This window comes from Sphingomonas canadensis (genome assembly GCF_026013525.1).
GTDB classification, from domain to species: Bacteria; Pseudomonadota; Alphaproteobacteria; order Sphingomonadales; family Sphingomonadaceae; genus Sphingomonas; species Sphingomonas canadensis.
On record NZ_JAPDRA010000001.1, the window covers coordinates 232,555 to 250,151 of the forward strand.

17 protein-coding genes are annotated in these 17,597 nt (G+C 70.2%); 14 read left to right on the forward strand and 3 right to left on the reverse strand.

Annotated elements, in window-relative coordinates; genetic code table 11:
- Nucleotides 1-6: 6 nt before the first annotated feature.
- Both OM513_RS01145 and OM513_RS01150 read right to left on the reverse strand, forming a co-directional pair.
- Nucleotides 7-969 (reverse strand): HAAS signaling domain-containing protein, encoded by a 963-nt coding sequence (locus tag OM513_RS01145; RefSeq protein ID WP_264942309.1) that lies wholly within the window; start codon nucleotides 967-969, stop codon nucleotides 7-9.
- Nucleotides 969-1,310: a PadR family transcriptional regulator gene (locus OM513_RS01150; protein WP_264942310.1), complete on the reverse strand. Its 342-nt coding sequence runs from the start codon at nucleotides 1,308-1,310 to the stop codon at nucleotides 969-971. Before OM513_RS01150 ends, OM513_RS01145 begins: the two co-directional genes overlap by 1 nt.
- Nucleotides 1,311-1,439: 129 nt before the next feature.
- Between OM513_RS01150 and ptsP the strand changes: the two genes are divergently transcribed.
- The 5 genes from ptsP (at nucleotide 1,440) to ftsH (ending at nucleotide 8,855) form a co-directional block, all read left to right on the forward strand.
- The gene (ptsP, locus tag OM513_RS01155) at nucleotides 1,440-3,716 is read left to right on the forward strand and encodes a phosphoenolpyruvate--protein phosphotransferase (RefSeq protein WP_264942311.1); all 2,277 of its coding nucleotides are present in this window, start codon (nucleotides 1,440-1,442) and stop codon (nucleotides 3,714-3,716) included.
- Between the two features lie 106 nt (nucleotides 3,717-3,822).
- Entirely contained in the window at nucleotides 3,823-4,776 is a 954-nt protein-coding gene (locus OM513_RS01160) for a helix-turn-helix domain-containing protein (protein WP_264942312.1), read from the forward strand.
- Between the two features lie 73 nt (nucleotides 4,777-4,849).
- Nucleotides 4,850-5,806 (forward strand): tetratricopeptide repeat protein, encoded by a 957-nt coding sequence (locus tag OM513_RS01165; RefSeq protein WP_264942313.1) that lies wholly within the window; start codon nucleotides 4,850-4,852, stop codon nucleotides 5,804-5,806.
- 1 nt (nucleotide 5,807) lies between these two features.
- A complete protein-coding gene (gene tilS, locus OM513_RS01170; protein ID WP_264942314.1) occupies nucleotides 5,808-6,809 on the forward strand; it encodes a tRNA lysidine(34) synthetase TilS in 1,002 nt (333 codons plus the stop codon).
- 81 nt (nucleotides 6,810-6,890) lie between these two features.
- Nucleotides 6,891-8,855, forward strand: coding sequence for an ATP-dependent zinc metalloprotease FtsH (ftsH, locus tag OM513_RS01175; protein ID WP_264942315.1), 1,965 nt, complete (start codon nucleotides 6,891-6,893; stop codon nucleotides 8,853-8,855).
- Between the two features lie 105 nt (nucleotides 8,856-8,960).
- On the opposite strand, the gene OM513_RS01180 is transcribed toward ftsH, so the two are convergent.
- The gene (locus tag OM513_RS01180) at nucleotides 8,961-10,013 is read right to left on the reverse strand and encodes a DUF3667 domain-containing protein (protein ID WP_264942316.1); all 1,053 of its coding nucleotides are present in this window, start codon (nucleotides 10,011-10,013) and stop codon (nucleotides 8,961-8,963) included.
- Nucleotides 10,014-10,060: 47 nt separating this feature from the next.
- Here OM513_RS01180 and OM513_RS01185 point away from each other — a divergent pair, with 47 nt between their 5' ends.
- From OM513_RS01185 to OM513_RS01225, 9 genes are all read left to right on the forward strand, one after another.
- Complete coding sequence (locus OM513_RS01185) at nucleotides 10,061-11,320, forward strand: glutamate-5-semialdehyde dehydrogenase (RefSeq protein WP_264942317.1); 1,260 nt, start codon at nucleotides 10,061-10,063, stop codon at nucleotides 11,318-11,320.
- A 90-nt stretch (nucleotides 11,321-11,410) separates the two neighbouring features.
- Nucleotides 11,411-12,436 (forward strand): aldo/keto reductase, encoded by a 1,026-nt coding sequence (locus tag OM513_RS01190; RefSeq protein ID WP_264942318.1) that lies wholly within the window; start codon nucleotides 11,411-11,413, stop codon nucleotides 12,434-12,436.
- Between the two features lie 7 nt (nucleotides 12,437-12,443).
- Nucleotides 12,444-13,067: a nicotinate-nucleotide adenylyltransferase gene (locus OM513_RS01195; RefSeq protein ID WP_264942319.1), complete on the forward strand. Its 624-nt coding sequence runs from the start codon at nucleotides 12,444-12,446 to the stop codon at nucleotides 13,065-13,067.
- 8 nt (nucleotides 13,068-13,075) lie between these two features.
- Nucleotides 13,076-13,456: a ribosome silencing factor gene (gene rsfS / locus OM513_RS01200; RefSeq protein WP_264942320.1), complete on the forward strand. Its 381-nt coding sequence runs from the start codon at nucleotides 13,076-13,078 to the stop codon at nucleotides 13,454-13,456.
- A gap of 26 nt (nucleotides 13,457-13,482) precedes the next feature.
- Nucleotides 13,483-13,905 (forward strand): 23S rRNA (pseudouridine(1915)-N(3))-methyltransferase RlmH, encoded by a 423-nt coding sequence (locus tag OM513_RS01205; protein ID WP_264942321.1) that lies wholly within the window; start codon nucleotides 13,483-13,485, stop codon nucleotides 13,903-13,905.
- Between the two features lie 4 nt (nucleotides 13,906-13,909).
- Nucleotides 13,910-15,094 carry a murein hydrolase activator EnvC family protein gene (locus OM513_RS01210; protein WP_264942322.1) on the forward strand — a complete coding sequence of 395 codons (1,185 nt, stop codon included), beginning with the start codon at nucleotides 13,910-13,912 and terminating at the stop codon, nucleotides 15,092-15,094.
- A gap of 108 nt (nucleotides 15,095-15,202) precedes the next feature.
- Entirely contained in the window at nucleotides 15,203-16,537 is a 1,335-nt protein-coding gene (locus OM513_RS01215) for a S41 family peptidase (protein WP_264942323.1), read from the forward strand.
- 17 nt (nucleotides 16,538-16,554) lie between these two features.
- Nucleotides 16,555-17,040, forward strand: a complete 486-nt coding sequence (locus OM513_RS01220; protein ID WP_264942324.1) for a disulfide bond formation protein B — start codon at nucleotides 16,555-16,557, stop codon at nucleotides 17,038-17,040.
- On the forward strand, nucleotides 17,040-17,576 hold the full coding sequence (locus OM513_RS01225) for a demethoxyubiquinone hydroxylase family protein (RefSeq protein ID WP_264942325.1): 537 nt from the start codon (nucleotides 17,040-17,042) through the stop codon (nucleotides 17,574-17,576). The genes OM513_RS01220 and OM513_RS01225 overlap by 1 nt, the downstream gene beginning before the upstream one ends.
- Nucleotides 17,577-17,597 lie beyond the last annotated feature (21 nt).

Genomic DNA, 17,597 nt, shown 5'->3' on the forward strand with positions numbered 1-17,597 from the left:
GCAGGTTCAGTCCGCGGGCGAACCGCGGCGGCGCCACCATTTCCACGCGCCGCCGATCGCCCCCAGCGTCCACACCACCGCGCAGACCGCGATCGTGACGCGCACCGACAGGTTGATGCTGTATTCCAGCTTCGCCACCTGCTCGCCGCCCGCGGTGCCGGGCAGGACATCGACCCAATGGCCCGGCTGGTACAGCAGGTACAGGATCGCGAGTCCCGCCAGGATCGTCCCCAGGTTCAGCGCCTGCCGCAATCCCGGCAGCCGCGACGGCATCAGCGACAGCACGCTCATCACGAGCCGTGCGCCGAGCAGCAGCGCGATGGGCAGGTGGAGCTGCGCCCAGACCGGCGCGGGGACCAGCACGAACTTGTCCCAGCCCTGCGGCGGGAAGGGGATCGCGCCGATCCACCACAGCAGGAACAACGCCCCCACCACGATTTCGAACGGCGCGTCGCGCCGCGAATCCTTGCGCGCCAGATCCTCGATCGACGGCAGGTCGCCGACTTCCCACTCCTCGATCCGGCGCCGCCCGCCATGGCGTTCGATCGCCGCGAAGATCAGCGTCACGATCGCGAAGGCGGTGATCGCCGCCGAGAGGAACTGACCCAGCATCTGGGGCACCGCCTGCCACAGCCGTCCCGATCCCAGGGCGATGTCCACCCCCGCCAGCACCGCGAGCACGATGAGCTGGATCGAAAGCACCAGCTTCATCACCGTGCGATAATAAGGGAACAGCTCCGGCCCGATCAGATGCTGGTGATCGAGGTAGCGCGCCGCGACCAGCATCGGGCGGCCGAATTCCTTAACCAGCGCCTCCTGCTCCGCCTTTTCGAGCGGACGGCCCAGCGCCTCCTCGCGCGCCTCGGCGCGGCTCAGCAGATCGTCGCGCAGCTCGGCGACGATATCGTCGGCCTTGGCGGGCGGCAGGTTGCGGCGGATCGCCGCCAGATAGCGGTCGTAGAGTTGCATCACTGATCCCTTTCGGTGAGGCGCAGGATCGATTCCGAGATCGCGTTCCATTCGCCGAGCAGTTCGGCGAGCACGCGCTCGCCATCGGGGGAAAGCCGGTAGAAGCGCTTGTTGCGCCGCGCGTCCTCGCGCCATTCGCTGGTCAGCAGCCCCTGGGATTCCAGGCGGCGCAGCAGCGGATAGAGCGCGCCTTCGTCGATCGGCAGCCCGGCCTGCTCCAGCTTCTGCCGGAGCGAGTAGCCATATTGCTCCTCGCGCAACGCGCCCATCACCGCCAGCCCCAGCGACCCGCGCCGCAGCTCGACGCGAAGCTTTTCGAACAGGTCGTCCTCGACGGGCATTGCCGTGTCTCACATCGTGTATGACACACACTGTATGACACATAGCACTGTGCGACGCAAGGTATATCGCATGCCACGTTTTCGCGGGGAAACTTGGCGCTTTGCCACGCAATCTGTTAGCGCAAGGCCATGCCCGTCAGCGCTGCCGCTTCCGCTCGCGAGATCCTGACCCGCCTTCACGACGTGATGGCGAAGCGCCTGCCCGCGCAATCGAAGCTGAACGCCGTCGTCGAGATCATCGGCACCGCGCTGAACAGCGAGGTTTGCTCGATCTACCTGCTGCGCGAGGGCGTGCTGGAGCTGTTCGCCACGCGCGGGCTGGCGCAGGAGGCGGTCCACGTCACCAAGCTGGCGATGGGCGAGGGGCTGGTAGGCACGATCGCCGCCAATGTCGCGACGCTGAACCTGGCCGAAGCGGCCGCCCACCCCGATTTCGCCTATCGCCCCGAAACGGGCGAGGAGAAGTTCCACAGCCTGGCCGGCGTGCCGATCATCCGGCGTGAGCGCGCGGTTGGCGTGCTGGCGGTGCAGCATGCCGATCCGCGCCGTTACGACGAGGTGGAGATCGAGGCGCTGCAGACCGTGGCGATGGTGCTTTCGGAACTGATCGCCAACGCCGGCCTGGTCGATGCCGCGGCGCAGAGCACCGAGCGGACGCTACCCACCCAGTCGACCAGCCTGCTGGGCTTCAAGCTGGTGGACGGCATGGCGCGCGGCGTGGCGGTGTTCCACCAGCCGCGTATTACGATCGAGCATACCGTGGCCGAGGATACCGAGGCCGAGCGCCACCGCGTCTATGCAGCGTTCGACAAGATGCGCGAGCAGATCGACCGGATGGCCAGCCAGGCCGAATTCGGCGTGGGCGGCGAGCATGACGAGGTGCTCGAGACCTACAAGATGTTCGCCTATGACGAGGGCTGGAGCCGCCGGATCAACGAGGCGATCGACAGCGGCCTGACCGCCGAGGCGGCGATCGAGCGCGTGCAGCAGCGCACCCGCATGCGCATGCGCGAGATCGACGATCCGCTGCTGCGCGACCGGATGCACGACCTGGAGGACCTCTCCAACCGGCTGATCCGCATCGTGTCGGGCCAGCTCGGCACCGCCGCGCAGATGGGGCTGCGCCAGGATTCGATCCTGATCGCGCGCAACCTGGGCCCGGCCGAGCTGCTGGAATATGACCGGCGGCGGCTGAAGGGCGTGGTGCTGGAGGAAGGATCGCTGACCGCGCACGTCACCATCGTGGCGCGGGCGATGGGCGTGCCCGTGCTGGGCCGCGTGCGCGACGTGCGGCGCCAGGTGGCCGAGGGCGACATGCTGCTGCTCGACGTGGGCGAGGAGAAGCTGTTCATCCGCCCGACCGGCGCGATCGAGGAAGCGTTCGAGGCCAAGCTGGCGCTGAGCCAGAAGCGCCGCGCCGCCTTTGCCCAGCTAAAGAACGTGCCGCCGGTCACGAAGGACGGGCACCGCGTGACGCTGATGGTCAACGCGGGCCTGCGCGACGATGTGGCCGCGCTGGACCTGACCGGCGCCGATGGCATCGGCCTGTTCCGCACCGAATTCCAGTTCCTGGTCTCCGCCACGCTGCCCCGCCAGCAGGACCAGCAGAAGCTGTACAAGTCCGTGCTCGACGCCGCGGGCGAGCGGCCGGTGGTCTTCCGCACCGTCGATATCGGCGGCGACAAGGCGCTCCCCTATCTCGACCATGACGAGAGCGGCGAGGAGGAGAACCCGGCGATGGGATGGCGCGCGCTGCGGCTCGCGCTCGATCGTGAGGGGCTGATGAAGGCGCAGGCCCGCGCGCTGCTGGAGGCGGGGGCCGGGCGCACGCTGAACGTGATGTTCCCGATGGTTTCCGAACCCTGGGAGTTCGACGAGGCACGCAGCCTGTTCGAGGCGCAGCGTGCCTGGCTGGGATCGCGCGGGCGCAAGCTGCCGGCCGAGGTGCGCTATGGCGCGATGCTGGAGGTGCCCGCGCTTGCCGAGGTGCTGGACCTGCTGCTGCCCACGGTGGATTTCCTGTCGGTGGGCACCAACGACCTTACCCAGTTCCTGTTCGCCGCCGATCGCGCGCATCCCAAGCTGGCGCTGCGCTATGACTGGCTGAGCCCGTCGATCCTGCGCTTCGTGCGGCGCGTGACGGGACAGGCCAAGGCGGCGGGCGTGCCCGTGGCGATCTGCGGCGAGATGGGCGGCCGCCCGCTGGAGGCGATGGCGCTGATCGGGCTGGGGATCGAGCGGCTTTCGATCACGCCGGCGGCGGTCGGACCGATCAAGGCGATGCTGCGCACGCTGGATCGCGGCGCGCTGATGAGCGAGATGGGGGCGATGCTGGATCATCCGCCGCAGAACATGCGCGCCACGCTGGCGCGATGGGCCGAGGAACATTCGGTCGAACTGGCCTGATCCGGGGACGGAATTCCGCGCTGCGGCGTTGACAGCCGCCAGCGCCTGTTAGACACCGGCCGGGAACAGGCGGGCCTTTGCGCAACCCTTCCCGCCGGAGATCGTGATGGAAGGCGAGCCCGAGCCCACCCAGCCCGAGCCCGAAGCGACGCTTTTTCCCGCCAAGGTGGGCGAAAAGCTGCGCGCCGCGCGCGAGGCCATGGGCCTGGACGTGGCGGAGATCGCCGCGCGCACCCGCATCCCGCAGCGCCACCTGGAGACGATCGAGCGCTCCGGCTATTCCACGCTGCCGTCGATCACCTATGCGCTGGGCTTTGCCAAGGCCTATGCCCGCGCCGTGGGCATGGACGAGGTGGCGGTGGCGCGCGAGCTGCGTTCGGAGCTGGGCGGTGCGCCGATCGAGCGCCCGGCGGCGATCCCGGCCTATCAGGCATCCGACACGGATCGCGCCGCGCCCGGCGGGCTGGTGTGGATCGGCATCGTCATCGCGCTTCTGGCCGTCGCCGGCGCGGCGGTCTGGTATGGCACCGATTGGCTGCGCGGCGGCGTCGCCCCGCCCGAGGATCTGGTGATGCCGGCCGATCCTTCGCCCACGCCCAGCGCCTCCCCGGTGGCGGAGACGGGCGGCCAGGTGACGCTGGTCGCGCTGGACAAGGTGTGGCTGCGGATCAGCGACGCCAACGGCAAGAAGCTGTTCGAGCGCGAGCTGGCGAAGGACGAGCGCTATGAGCTGCCGCAGGACGCCGATCGCCCGGTGATCCGCACCGGCCGTCCGGAGGCGCTGCAGGTGCTGCTCAACGGCTCCGCCGTGGCCCCGCTGGGCGCGCCGAGCCAGTCGATCGAGGTGCCGGTGAGCGCCGATGCCCTGCGCGCGCGCGCCGCGGGCGGAACGGCTCCGTCACCGGCCCCGAGCGCCTCGCCTTCGCCTGCGACGCCCTCTGCGGCCGCCAGCCGGCCGCGGCCGCGCGCAACGGAAACGCCGCGCCCCGCCGCCCCGGCGGTGGTCCCGGTGCCCGCGCCCGTTGCGCCGCCGGCGGGCAATCCGTCGCCACAGCCTTAAGGCTGGCGACAGCCGGTTCGTGTCAGCTATAGTTTCGATCGCTGGATCGTCATCATCCTTGGGGGGTGTGAGAATGCGTTTCCTGTTCGCTTTATCGGCGCTCGCGGCCGTCGCATGCGCGTCGGCCCCCGTTCAGGCCCAGACTTCACCGGTGGAGGCGCGGGTGGACCGGCTGGAGCGCGAGATGCGCGCGGTGCAGCGCAAGGTGTTCCCGGGCGGCGCCGGCCAGACCTTCGAGCCGCAGATCGCGCCGGAGAGCAACACCACCGTCCCCGGCCTGCCCGCCTCCAGCCCGGTCGCGGACCTGACCCAGCGGGTCGCCTCACTCGAAGGCCAGGTGGCGACGCTGACCGGCCAGGTCGAGCAGATGCAATACCGGCTGAAGCTGATGGAGGATGCGTTCAGCGCCTATAAGCGGTCGAACGACATCCGCGTGGCGGCGGTGGAGGACAAGACGGCGGGCAACGTGCCGGCGCCCGTGACGGTGCCCGGCCCTTCGACCGTGCCGGCCGAGGCAACGGTGCGCCCGCCGGTCAGCAAACCGCCCGTTTCGCCGCCGCCCGCCGCCGACAAGCCCCAGCCCGCCACCGGCAACCGCGCCCAGCAGGTCGCCGCGATCGAGCGCCCCAGCACCGGCGATGCGGCCGAGGACCAATATGTCTATGGCTACCGCCTGTGGAGCGCCAAGCTCTATCCGGAGGCGCGCAAGGAGCTGGAGCAGGTCGCGACCAAATATCCCAAGCATCGCCGCGCGAGCTGGGCGCAGAACCTGCTGGGCCGCGCCTATCTGGACGCCGGCGCCCCCAGCCTGGCGGCGGTCGCCTTCTATCAGAACTACAAGACCAACCCGAACGGCGAGCGCGCGCCGGACAGCCTGTTCTACCTTGCCCAGGCGCTGACCCAGCTCAAGAAGCCCGCCGCCGAGATCTGCAAGGTCTATGGCGAGCTGACCCAGAATTATGGCGACCGGATCAGCGAGGAGATGAAGGCCCGGGTCGCCGAGGGGCGGACACGCAACAAGTGCAAGTAAGGTGGCAACGCCCGGCCCGGGGCTGACCGCCCGCTTCCGCCAGGATCTCGAGGCCGCCCTCGGGGTCCCCGCGGAGGACGCGCGGATCGCGCTCGCGGTGTCGGGCGGGCCGGACAGCATGGCGATGCTGGCGCTGGCGCATGCCGCGCTACCCGGCGGCGTGATCGCCGCCACCGTGGACCATGGGCTGCGCCCCGCGGCGGCGATGGAGGCGGCGATGGTCGCCAGCCATTGCGCCGCCGCCGCCATCCCCCACCGCACGCTGACGCTGGAAAGCCCGCCCGCGGGCGCCAGCGTCCAGGCCCGCGCGCGCGAGGCGCGCTATGCCGCGCTGTTCGCCTGGGCCGGCGACGAAGGCGCCGCCGCGCTGGCCACCGCGCACCATGCCGACGACCAGGCGGAGACGCTGCTGATGCGCGCCGCGCGCGGATCGGGCCTGCCCGGGCTGGCCGCGATCCGTGAGCGGCGCGAGCATATGGCGGGCTGCGGCGCGGCGATGCTGCTGGTCCGCCCGCTGCTGAACTGGCGCCGCGACGAGCTGCGCGCGATCGCCGAGGATTGCGACCTGCCCTTCGTCCATGATCCCAGCAACGCCGACGACAGCTTCGATCGCACCCGCTTCCGCCGGATGCTGGAGGCGAACCGCTGGCTGGACGTGGGCAACATCGCCCGCTGCGCCGCGCACCTGGCCGAGGCGGAACGCGCGCTGATCGCGGCGGTGGACATGCTGTGGGACGATCGCGCCGCGATCGAAGGTGCGGCCGTGACGCTCGATCCGCGCGATCTGCCGCGCGAGCTGCTCCGCCGCCTGGTCCGCAACGCGATCGGCCATGTCCGTGCCGCTGCGCCCGATGCGGAGGGCGAATGGAACGACGCCGCGAACATCGAGCCGCTGCTCGACGCGCTGGAGGCGGGGCGCGGCGCGACCCAGGCCGGGGTGCAGGCATCGGCCCGCCGCGGATCATGGCATTTCCGCCCCGCGCCGCCGCGCCGATCACCCTGATCGATTCATTCCCGGCGATGTTCCATTGCCATTAACCGGCGCCTCCCTATCTTGGGCGCTGGTGAAAGGTACCGATTCCGAATGAGCGACAACGACCGGCAGAACGGCCCCGACAACGGCGGCGGCAATCCCTGGCTGAAGAGCCTGCTGATCTGGGTGGGCATCCTGGCGGCGCTCGCGCTGTTCGTGACGCTGTTCGAAGGCCCCGGCACGCAGGCGTCGGGCGGATCGATCGCCTATTCGGAATTCCTCGACAAGCTCGAGTCCGGCCAGGTGAAGGACGCCGCGGTTACCCCCGGCTCCGGCCCGATCACCGGCACGCTGGCGGACGATACCAAGTTCCGCACCAACAATCCCGGCGATCCACAGCTCGTGAACAAGCTGCAGGAAAAGAACGTCGTGATCACCGCGCGCGCGGAGGAGACGCCGTCCGTCTGGGTCTATCTCCTATATCAGTCGCTGCCGTTCCTGCTGTTCCTGGGCATCGCCTTCTTCGTGCTGCGCCAGATGCAGAAGAATTCCGGTTCGGGCGCGATGGGCTTCGGCAAGAGCCGCGCCCGGCTGCTGACGCAGAAGGAGGGCAAGGTCACCTTCGACGATGTCGCCGGCATCGACGAGGCGCGCGAGGAGCTGCAGGAAATCGTCGAGTTCCTGAAGGACCCGACCAAGTTCGCCCGGCTGGGCGGCAAGATTCCGAAGGGCGCGTTGCTGGTCGGATCGCCCGGCACCGGCAAGACGCTGCTCGCCCGCGCGATCGCGGGTGAGGCGGGCGTGCCTTTCTTCACCATCTCCGGCTCCGACTTCGTCGAGATGTTCGTGGGCGTGGGCGCGAGCCGCGTGCGCGACATGTTCGAACAGGCGAAGAAGAGCGCGCCCTGCATCGTCTTCATCGACGAGATCGACGCGGTGGGCCGCAGCCGCGGCGCGGGCCTGGGCAACCAGAACGACGAGCGCGAGCAGACGCTGAACCAGCTCCTGGTGGAGATGGACGGTTTCGAGGCGAACGAGGGCATCATCATCATCGCGGCCACCAACCGGCCCGACGTGCTCGATCCCGCGCTGCTGCGTCCCGGCCGTTTCGATCGCCAGGTCGTCGTGCCGACGCCGGATATCGAGGGCCGCGTGAAGATCCTGCAGGTCCATATGCGCAAGGTGCCGCTGGCGCCCGACGTGGACCCGCGCGTGATCGCGCGCGGCACGCCCGGCTTTTCCGGCGCGGACCTGGCGAACCTGGTCAACGAGGCGGCGCTGCTGGCCGCGCGCCGGGGCAAGCGCCTCGTCGCGATGAGCGAGTTCGAGGAGGCCAAGGACAAGGTGATGATGGGCGCCGAACGGCGATCCATGGTGATGACCGAGGACGAGAAGCGGATGACCGCCTATCACGAGGCGGGCCATGCCATCGTCGCGCTGCACGAGCCGGCATCCGATCCGATCCACAAGGCCACGATCATCCCGCGCGGCCGCGCACTGGGCATGGTGATGCGCCTGCCGGAACGCGATTCCTACAGCTATCACCGCGACAAGATGCACGCGAACCTGGCGGTATCCATGGGCGGGCGCGTGGCCGAGGAGCTGATCTTCGGCTATGACAAGGTGTCCTCCGGCGCTTCCGGCGACATCCAGAGCGCGACGCGGCTGGCGCGGGCGATGGTGACGATGTGGGGCATGTCCGACACGATCGGCCCGCTCGAGCTGACCTATGCCGACGACAGCTATCTGGGGCAGGCCGGGCTGCGCAACGCGCCGATGTCGAACCGCACCGCCCAGGTGATCGACAAGGAGATCAAGCGCCTCGTCGAAAGCGGGCTGACCCGCGCGCGCGACGTGCTGACCGAACAGCTCGACAAGCTGCACCTGCTGGCGGAGGCGCTGCTGGAATATGAGACGCTGAGCGGCGACGAGATCAAGCGGCTGGTGACCAGCGGCGACATCGGCCGCGAGGATTCGACCGGGCTGCACACGCCCGCGCCGGCCGCCGGCACCTCGATCCCCAAGACGCGCCGCCGCAAGGGGCCGTTCGGCAACCCCGCGCCGCAGGGCGCCTGAGCCGGCTTCCCGGTCCTCCCCGGCAAGGGGCGGGCCGGGATGCGGACCGGCCGCGTCCGCCTCATTCGGGAGCGGGAGTGAGAGCCCGCCCGGCCTCGCGGCATGCTATCCGAGCAGCCCCAGCGCGAGTACGCCCGCCAGGAAGACGATCAGCACGATCACCCCGGACGCCAGCAGGTAGATCGTGCGCAGCACCGCGCCCAGCCTGCTGAGGCGATAGGCGTCGCGCAACTGGCTGTAGATGTGCAGCGGCACCGCGACCGCCACCGCGGCATTGAGCGGCCCGCCCGGCAGCCCGGCGGCCGACAGCAGCGTCACCGCGATGAACAGCAGCGACATGAACGCGATCGAATAGGTGACGAAGATCGCGTGATCGTACAGCCCGAATTCGCGGCGCCAGGCGAAGGCCAGCCACAGGAAGGGCAGCGACAGCGGGATCAGCGCCCAGGACAGCTTGTAGCTGTTCGACTGGAGCTTGTAGCTTGCCAGCGACGGGTTCTCGATCGCCTTCTTGATGCCATGGTCCAGCCGTTCCCAGCCGGTCTCGATATCCAGATCGGTGGCGACCGGCCCCATCACCGGCTTGCCCGCATCCGCCCGTGCGATCGCATCGTCCAGCCCGGCGATCGTTCCGTCCAGCGCCTTGGCCGGGCCGCTGCCCGGGGTCACGCGCGCGCGCTCGGCCACCGCCTTCTGCCGCGATTCGACCAGCTTCGCCCGCGTCTCGGCGGCTTTTTCGGGCGTCATCGGCGTGGTCTTGAACGATTGCGGCGCGACGCCCAGCAGCGAGAAGACCGCGAACAGCGTGAAGATCGAGAAGAGGAACAGCGCGATCGGCGACACGAAGCGCGCCCGCTCGCCCTCGATATAGCGCCGCGTCAGCTTGCCGGGGCGAAAGGCGAGCAGCGGCAGCGTGTGCCACAGCTTGCCCTCGAAATGGACGACGCCGTGCAGGATATCGTGCCCGATCGCGCCCAGCGAGCGGTGGATGTGCGCGGTCTGGCCGCACTGGTGGCAGTGCGGGCCGATCAGCGCCGTACCGCAGTTGAGGCAGGTGCCGCCATGGCCGCCCTCCGCGCCTTCGCCGGCATGCGGCTCCATGGCGCGGCCGAGCAGCGCTCCGGTGACGATATCGCCCGCGGCGTCGATTTCCCCCATGCGCTTCGGACTATCAGCTTGCGGGCGCGCGTGCTAGCGGGCCGGGCATGTCTGGAATCGACGCCGCCTCGCTGATCGCCGGAATGGGCGCGCGCGCACGCGCCGCCGCCGTGCTGCTGGCGGCGATGCCGGGCGCGGAGAAGGCGCGCGCGCTGGCATCCGCCGCCGCCGCGATCCGCGCCGACGCCGCCGCGATCGAGGCCGCCAACGCCGAGGACATGGCCGCCGGCGCCGCCAACGGCCTGTCGGGCGCGATGCTGGACCGGCTGCGGCTCGACGCCGGACGGATCGAGGCGATGGCCGCAGGCGTGGAGGCGGTCGCCCGCCTCGCCGATCCGGTGGGCCAGGTGATCGAGCGCGTCGAGCGGCCCAACGGGCTGGTGCTGACGCGCGTGCGCGTGCCGATCGGCGTGATCGGCATCATCTACGAAAGCCGCCCGAACGTGACCGCCGATGCGGGCGCGCTGTGCTTCATGTCGGGCAACGCCGCGATCCTGCGCGGCGGATCGGAAGCGATCCGCAGCAACCGCGCGATCCACGCCGCGCTCGCCCGCGGGCTGGAGGCGGCGGGCGCCCCCGCCGATGCGATCCAGCTCGTGCCGATCGCCGATCGCGCCGCAGTGGGCGCGATGCTCACGGCCGAGGGCGCGATCGACATGATCGTGCCGCGCGGCGGCAAGAGCCTGGTCGCGCGCGTGCAGGCCGAGGCGCGGGTGCCCGTGCTGGCGCATCTGGACGGGCTCAACCACACCTATATCCACGCCGCCGCCGATCCCGAGATGGCGCGCGCGCTGGCGCTGAACGCCAAGATGCGCCGCACCGGCATCTGCGGCGCGACCGAGACGCTGCTGATCGACCGCGGCTTCGCCGATCCCGCCCCGGTGCTGAAGGCGCTGGCCGATGCCGGATGCGAGCTGCGCGGCGACGCCGAGGTGCAGGCGATCGAGCCGCGCGCCAATCCCGCCACGGCCGAGGACTGGGACACCGAATATCTCGATTCGATCCTGTCGGTGAAGCTGGTCGACGGCCCGGCCGAAGCGATGGCGCACATCGCCGCGCACGGATCGCACCATACCGACGCGATCGTCACCGGGGACGCGGCGGTGGCCGAACGCTTCCTGGCGGGCGTGGACAGCGCGATCGTGATGTGGAACGCCTCCACCCAGTTCGCGGACGGCGGCGAATTCGGCCTGGGCGCGGAGATCGGCATCTCCACCGGCCGCCTTCACGCGCGCGGCCCCGTGGCGCTGGAAGGACTGACCACCTACAAATGGGTGGTGCGCGGCACGGGCCAGGCGCGCCCTTGAAGATCGGCGCGGGCACGCCATCTCGCTGGCGTGCCGCGGCCCCGCGGCGCACCATCCCGCGCTGACGCCGGGACCGGGGAGGACACCCATATGCGATACAACCAGCTTGGCCGCACCGGCCTGTTCGTCTCCGAGCTCTGCCTCGGCACCATGACCTTCGGCGGCGCCGGGATGTTCAAGGTGGTCGGATCGCTCCAGCAGGACGATGCCGATGCGCTGATGCGCGCGACGATCGACGCGGGCGTGAACTTCATCGACACCGCCAACGTCTATTCACGCGGGCTCTCCGAGGAGATCACCGGCCAGTCGCTGAAGAACCTGGGGATCGCGCGCGACGAGGTGGTGATCGCCACCAAGGTGATGGGGCCGATGGGCGAAGGCCCGAACATGGCCGGCACCTCGCGCGGGCACATCATGGACCAGGCCAAGGCGAGCCTGAAGCGGCTGGGCACCGACCATATCGACCTTTACCAGATCCACGGCTGGGACCCGGTGACCCCGATCGACGAGACGCTGCGCGCGCTCGACGATCTCGTCCGCCAGGGGCATGTCCGCTACATCGGCGTATCCAACTGGGCAGCGTGGCAGATCGCCAAGGCGCTGGGCATCTCCGCCGCGCAGGGGCTGGCGCGGTTCGACAGCCTGCAGGCCTATTACACCATCGCCGGCCGCGACCTGGAGCGCGAGCTGGTGCCGATGATGGCTTCGGAAGGCGTTGGCCTGATGGTGTGGAGCCCGCTGGCGGGCGGCCTGTTGAGCGGCAAGTTCCGCAAGGAAGGTGCCGAGGGCCGCCGCAAGGATTTCCACTTCCCGCCCGTGGACACCGCCCGGCTCGACGCCGCGCTCGACGCGATGGAGCCGGTGGCGGCGGCGCACGGCGCATCGCTGGCGCAGGTCGCGATCGCCTGGCTGCTCCATCAGCGCGCGGTGACCAGCGTGATCGTGGGCGCCACCCGCGCGGACCAGCTTGCCGACAATCTTGCCGCCGCGGACATCGCGCTGACGCCGGAGGAACTGGCCGCGCTGAACGCCGCCACCGCGCTGCCGCCCGAATATCCGGGCTGGATGATCGAGCGCCAGTCCGACTATCGCAAGCCCGGCCGGGCGCGCGGCTGATCGGCGGATGACCCGCACCGGGCTGCTCGGCGGATCGTTCAATCCGGCGCATGCGGGGCATCGCGGCATATCGCTGCATGCCGCGCGCGCGCTGGGGCTGGACGAGGTGTGGTGGCTGGTTTCGCCGGGCAATCCGCTGAAGCCGGTGGAGGGGATGGCGCCGCTGCACGCGCGGCTGGCGTCGGCGCGGGCGATGGCCCGCCGCGCGCCGATCCGCGCCACCGCGATCGAGGCGCGGCTGGGCACCCGCTACACCGTCGATACGGTCCGCGCGCTTGCCCGCCGCTATCCCCGGCGCCGCTTCATCTGGCTGATGGGGGCGGACAATCTGGCCCAATTCCACAAATGGCGCGACTGGCGCGGAATCGCCCGTCATGTTGCGATTGCGGTGGTGGCGCGTCCGGGGTATGATGGCGCTGCCCACGCAAGCCCTGCGATGGGTTGGCTGCGGCGCTTCGTGCGGCCCGCAGGCCAGGCGAAGAACTGGACGAACTGGAGTTTGCCGGCCCTCGTGCTGTTGCGCTTCCAACCCGATCCGACTTCGGCGACCCGCATTCGCGCCGCCGATCCTGCCTGGCACCGGCAATACCGGCCATTGCGAAGTTCCCGCACGACCGCGTCGAACCCCTAGGAGTCACCTTGGCCACATCCCCCAATGTCGTTCGATCGTCCGGCGCCGAAGGCGTCGAGGCGTTGCACAAGCTCGTGCTCGATTCGCTCGACGACGATCAGGCGCTCGAGACCGTATCGATCCCGCTCGCGGGCAAGAGCAGCATCGCGGACTATATGGTCGTCGCGTCCGGCCGCTCGACCCGCCAGGTCGCGTCGATGGCGAACAAGCTGGCCGAGAAGATCAAGGCCGAGTTCGGCCGTTCGGCGCGCGTCGAGGGACTGCCGACGGCGGACTGGGTGCTGATCGACGCGGGCGACGTGATCGTCCACCTGTTCCGGCCCGAAGTGCGCAGCTTCTACAACCTGGAGCGCATGTGGGCGTTCGGGGATCCGGCCGGCCAGGCCTGACCCCGGCGCCGCGGTCCCCCAGCGCCATGCTTCTCCACATCGTCGCGCGCGGCAAGATCGGACGCGGGCCGGAGGCCGAGCTGGTCGACCGTTACCTCAAGCGCCTATCGTGGCCGGCGAAGGTCACCGAGCTGCCCGATCAGGGCGGGCGCATCCCGCCCGCCGAAAACGGCACCCGCATCGTGATGCTCGACGAAACGGGCGAGAACCTGCCGTCGCGCGTGCTGGCCGGGCGGCTGGGCGCATGGCGCGACGACGGCGTGCGTGAGGCGCGCTTCCTGATCGGCGCGGCCGACGGGTTCGACGACACCCAGCGCGGCCAGGCGGACCTGCTGCTGTCGTTCGGCCGCGCCACCTGGCCGCACCTGATGGCGCGCGCGATGCTGGCCGAGCAGCTCTGGCGGGCCACCTCGATCCTTGCCAACCACCCCTATCATCGCGAAGGCTGAGGCGATGAGGCACCGCCGCCCGATCGCCGCCGCCATGCTGATCGCGATCCTCGCGGCCGGCCCGCTGGTGCGCGCGCAGGTGCCGAGCCTTTCCGAGCAGCAGGACCGGCTGAAGCGCGCGACCGAGCGATCACAGGCCGCCCAGGCGCAATCCAAGGCACTGGAGCAACAGGCGGCCGGCGAGCGCGACCAGGCCGCCCAGGCGCGCGCGCAGGAGGCCGCCGCCGCCGAGCGGATCAAGGCCGCCGAGGCCGATATCCTGGCGGCCCGCGCGCGCATCGCCATCGTCGATCAGATGCTCGCCCGCCAGCGCACGCGCGTGGCCGAGCAGCAGGGGCCGATCCTGCGGCTGATCGCGGCGCTGCAATCCATGGCGCGGCGCCCCTCCGCACTGGCGCTGGTGCAGCCGGGATCGACCGAGGACATGGTGCATGTCCGCGCCGTGCTGGGCACGGTGATGCCGGTGGTGGAGAAGCGCACCGCCGATGTGCGCGCCGAGCTGGAGCGCGTGCGCAAGCTGCGCGCCGATGCGGGAGCCGCCGTCGCCGCGCTACGCGAGGCACGCGGCCGGATCGAGGCGGAGCGCATCGCGCTCGTCCGGCTGGAGGCCGAGCACCGTGCCCGCTCCGCCGAGCTGGACCGCAACGCGATGACCGAATCCGATCGCGCGATGGCGCTGGGCGAGCAGGCGCGCGACATCGTCGAACAGCTTGAGACGATGGGCGAGGCGGCCGAGGTGCAGGGCGACCTGCAGGCGCTGCCCGGCCCGCTGCCGCGACCGCCGGCGCCGGGCGAGGCGGCGGCCGGTGTGATGGCCAAACGCACCCCGCCCTATCGCCTGCCGGTCGCGGGGCAACTCGTCACCGGCATGGGCGAGCTTTCGCCCACCGGGGTGCGCGCTCGCGGGCTGACGCTGGCCGCGGCCGCAGGCGCGGAGGCGGTGGCGCCCGCGGGCGGCCGCGTGATCTATGCCCAGCGTTTCCGCGACTATGGCGGCGTGGTGATCGTCGATCACGGCAACGGCTGGACCACGCTGGTCACCGGGCTCGACGCGATCTCCGTGCGCCGGGGCGACACCGTGGCCCAGGGCGCCGCCATCGGCCGCGTACCCCAGGCCGAACAGCCGCGCATCACCGTGGAGCTGCGCCGCCGCGGCCGCCCGATGGACATCACCCGGCTACTCGATTGATGTCCCGTAGCAGGCGCTGTCCCGATTTTGCCCGCCGTGGAAAAGCCGCTATTCGTTCTTAGCAATTCCGCGCCTATGTTGCGCGTATCCCAACCGGAAAGTTGCCGAATGCTCCGTCCGTTTCTTCAGGTAACCGCCGCCGTCAGCGCTCTGGCGCTGATCCCCGCCGCCACCAGCGCCATGGCGGGTGTCGACAGCAGCAGCTATCGCGAGCTCGAGACCTTCATGGAGGTCTTCAATCGCGTGAAGACCGATTATGTCGACAAGGTCGACGACAAGACGCTGGTCGAAGGCGCGATCCAGGGCATGCTCGCCGCGCTCGACCCGCATTCGAGCTATGCCGACGGGCTGGAGTTCGACAATCTGAAGATCCAGACCGACGGCAGCTATGGCGGGCTGGGCCTGGTGGTGACGATGGAGGATGGCGCGGTGAAGGTCGTCGCGCCGACCGAGGATACCCCCGCCGCGCGCGCGGGCATCAAGTCCGGCGACTATATCACCCATCTGGACGGCAAGTTCATCGTCGGCGGCAGCCTGGACGAGGCGATCGAGCAGATGCGCGGCGCCCCCGGCACCAAGATCGCGCTGACCATCGTCCGCCCCGGCGCCGACAAGCCGCTCCAGTTCACCCTGACGCGCGAGACGATCGTCCAGCGCCCGGTGAAGTGGGAGGTCCGCGGCGACGTGGGCTATATCAACATCAACACCTTCAACGCTTCGACCACGCAGGACACGCGCGATGCGATCCTGGCGATCGAGAAGAAGCTGGGCCGCAAGCCGCTGGGCTATGTCGTCGACCTGCGCCAGAACGGTGGCGGCCTGTTGAGCGAGGCGATCGGCGTGTCCGACGTGTTCCTGAGCCACGGCGAGATCGTGTCGCAGCGCGGGCGCGAGAAGAGCGACATCCAGCGTTATTTCGCCGAGCGGATGGTGCCCGGCGACATGGCGCGCGGGCTGCCGGTGATCGTGCTGGTGGACGCCGGCACCGCTTCCGCGTCCGAGATCGTGGCCGGCGCGCTGCAGGACCACCATCGCGCGATCGTGATGGGCGAGCGCAGTTTCGGCAAGGGATCGGTGCAGTCGATCCTGCAGATGGGCCCGCGCGCGGCGCTGCGGCTCACCACGGCGCGCTACTATACGCCGTCGGGCCATTCGGTGCAGGAGGGCGGCATCAAGCCCGACATCGCCGTGCCGCAGATCTCCGATCCGGATTACAAGAGCCGTCCGGTGCTGCGCGAGGCCGACCTGCGCCGCCACCTGGTCAACCAGGCGAAGGTGGAGGACGGCGTGCTGGAGGAGGACGGCAAGCCCGATCCGCGCTTCAGCATGTCCGCGGAGGACCTGAAGAAGAAGGGCATCGAGGATTTCCAGCTCCACTATGCGCTGGAAACGATCGCCCGGCTGGGCGGCGGCACGCGCGCCACGGCCGCCAAGGCGCCGTAAGGCAGGGAGGATAGCCGATGCCTGCCGATGGGCTTGCCAGGGCGCGCTGGATCGCGCTGCTCGTTCCGCTCGGGCTGATGGCGGGGGCGCTGGGCTCCCAGTATATCGGCGGGCTCTATCCGTGCGAGATGTGCCATTGGCAGCGCTGGCCGCATTACGCCGCGATCGTGGTGGCGGCGGCCTCTTTCGCGGTAAAGCCGCGCCATGCGGTGTTGCCGCTGGTGCTGCTGGCCGGCGCTTTGGTGGCGGTCAGTGGCGCGATCGGCGTGTTCCACGCCGGCGTCGAATATCACTGGTGGCAGGGCATCACCCCCTGCACCGCCGCGGCCGGCAAGGGGCAGAGCGGCATGGACCTGATCAACGCGATCTCGCGCGGGCCGCTGGTGCGGTGCGATGCGCCGCAATGGACGCTGTGGGGCATCTCGCTGGCGGGGTTCAACGCGATGATCTCGCTGGCGGGCGCGGCCGCGGTGTTCGTGCTGGCGCTGCGCAAGGGGCGGTGATGGGCGGCTGGAAACCCGGCGATCCGCGTCCGGCGGCCGATTCGATGATCCGCGTCGATCAGGCCGGCGAATATGGCGCGACGCGCATCTATGCCGGCCAGCTCGCGGTGATGGGCGATCGATCGCCCGCCGCGCGCACGATCGCCGGCATGGCGGCGCAGGAGGAGCGCCACCGCAAGTTCTTCGACGCGATGATGGCCCGCCGCGGCGTGCGGCCGACCGCGCTCCAGCCCTTCTGGAACGTGGCGGGCTTCGCGCTGGGCGCGGTTACCGCCGCGATCGGCCCGCGCGCCGCCATGGCCTGCACCGCCGCCGTGGAGACCGAGATCGACCGCCACTATGCCGAGCAGCTCGACCGTCTGGGCGACGGCGATCCCGAGCTGGGCGCCGCCGTGGCCGAGTTCCGCGCCGAGGAGATCGAGCATCGCGACGCCGCGATCGCCGCCGGTGCCGAGCAGGCGATTGGGTATCCGTTCATGTCCGGATTGATACGTGCGGGCTGCCGGGCTGCTATCGCGCTGGCGAAACGAATATAATCAGGCGGAAACGGCACCCGG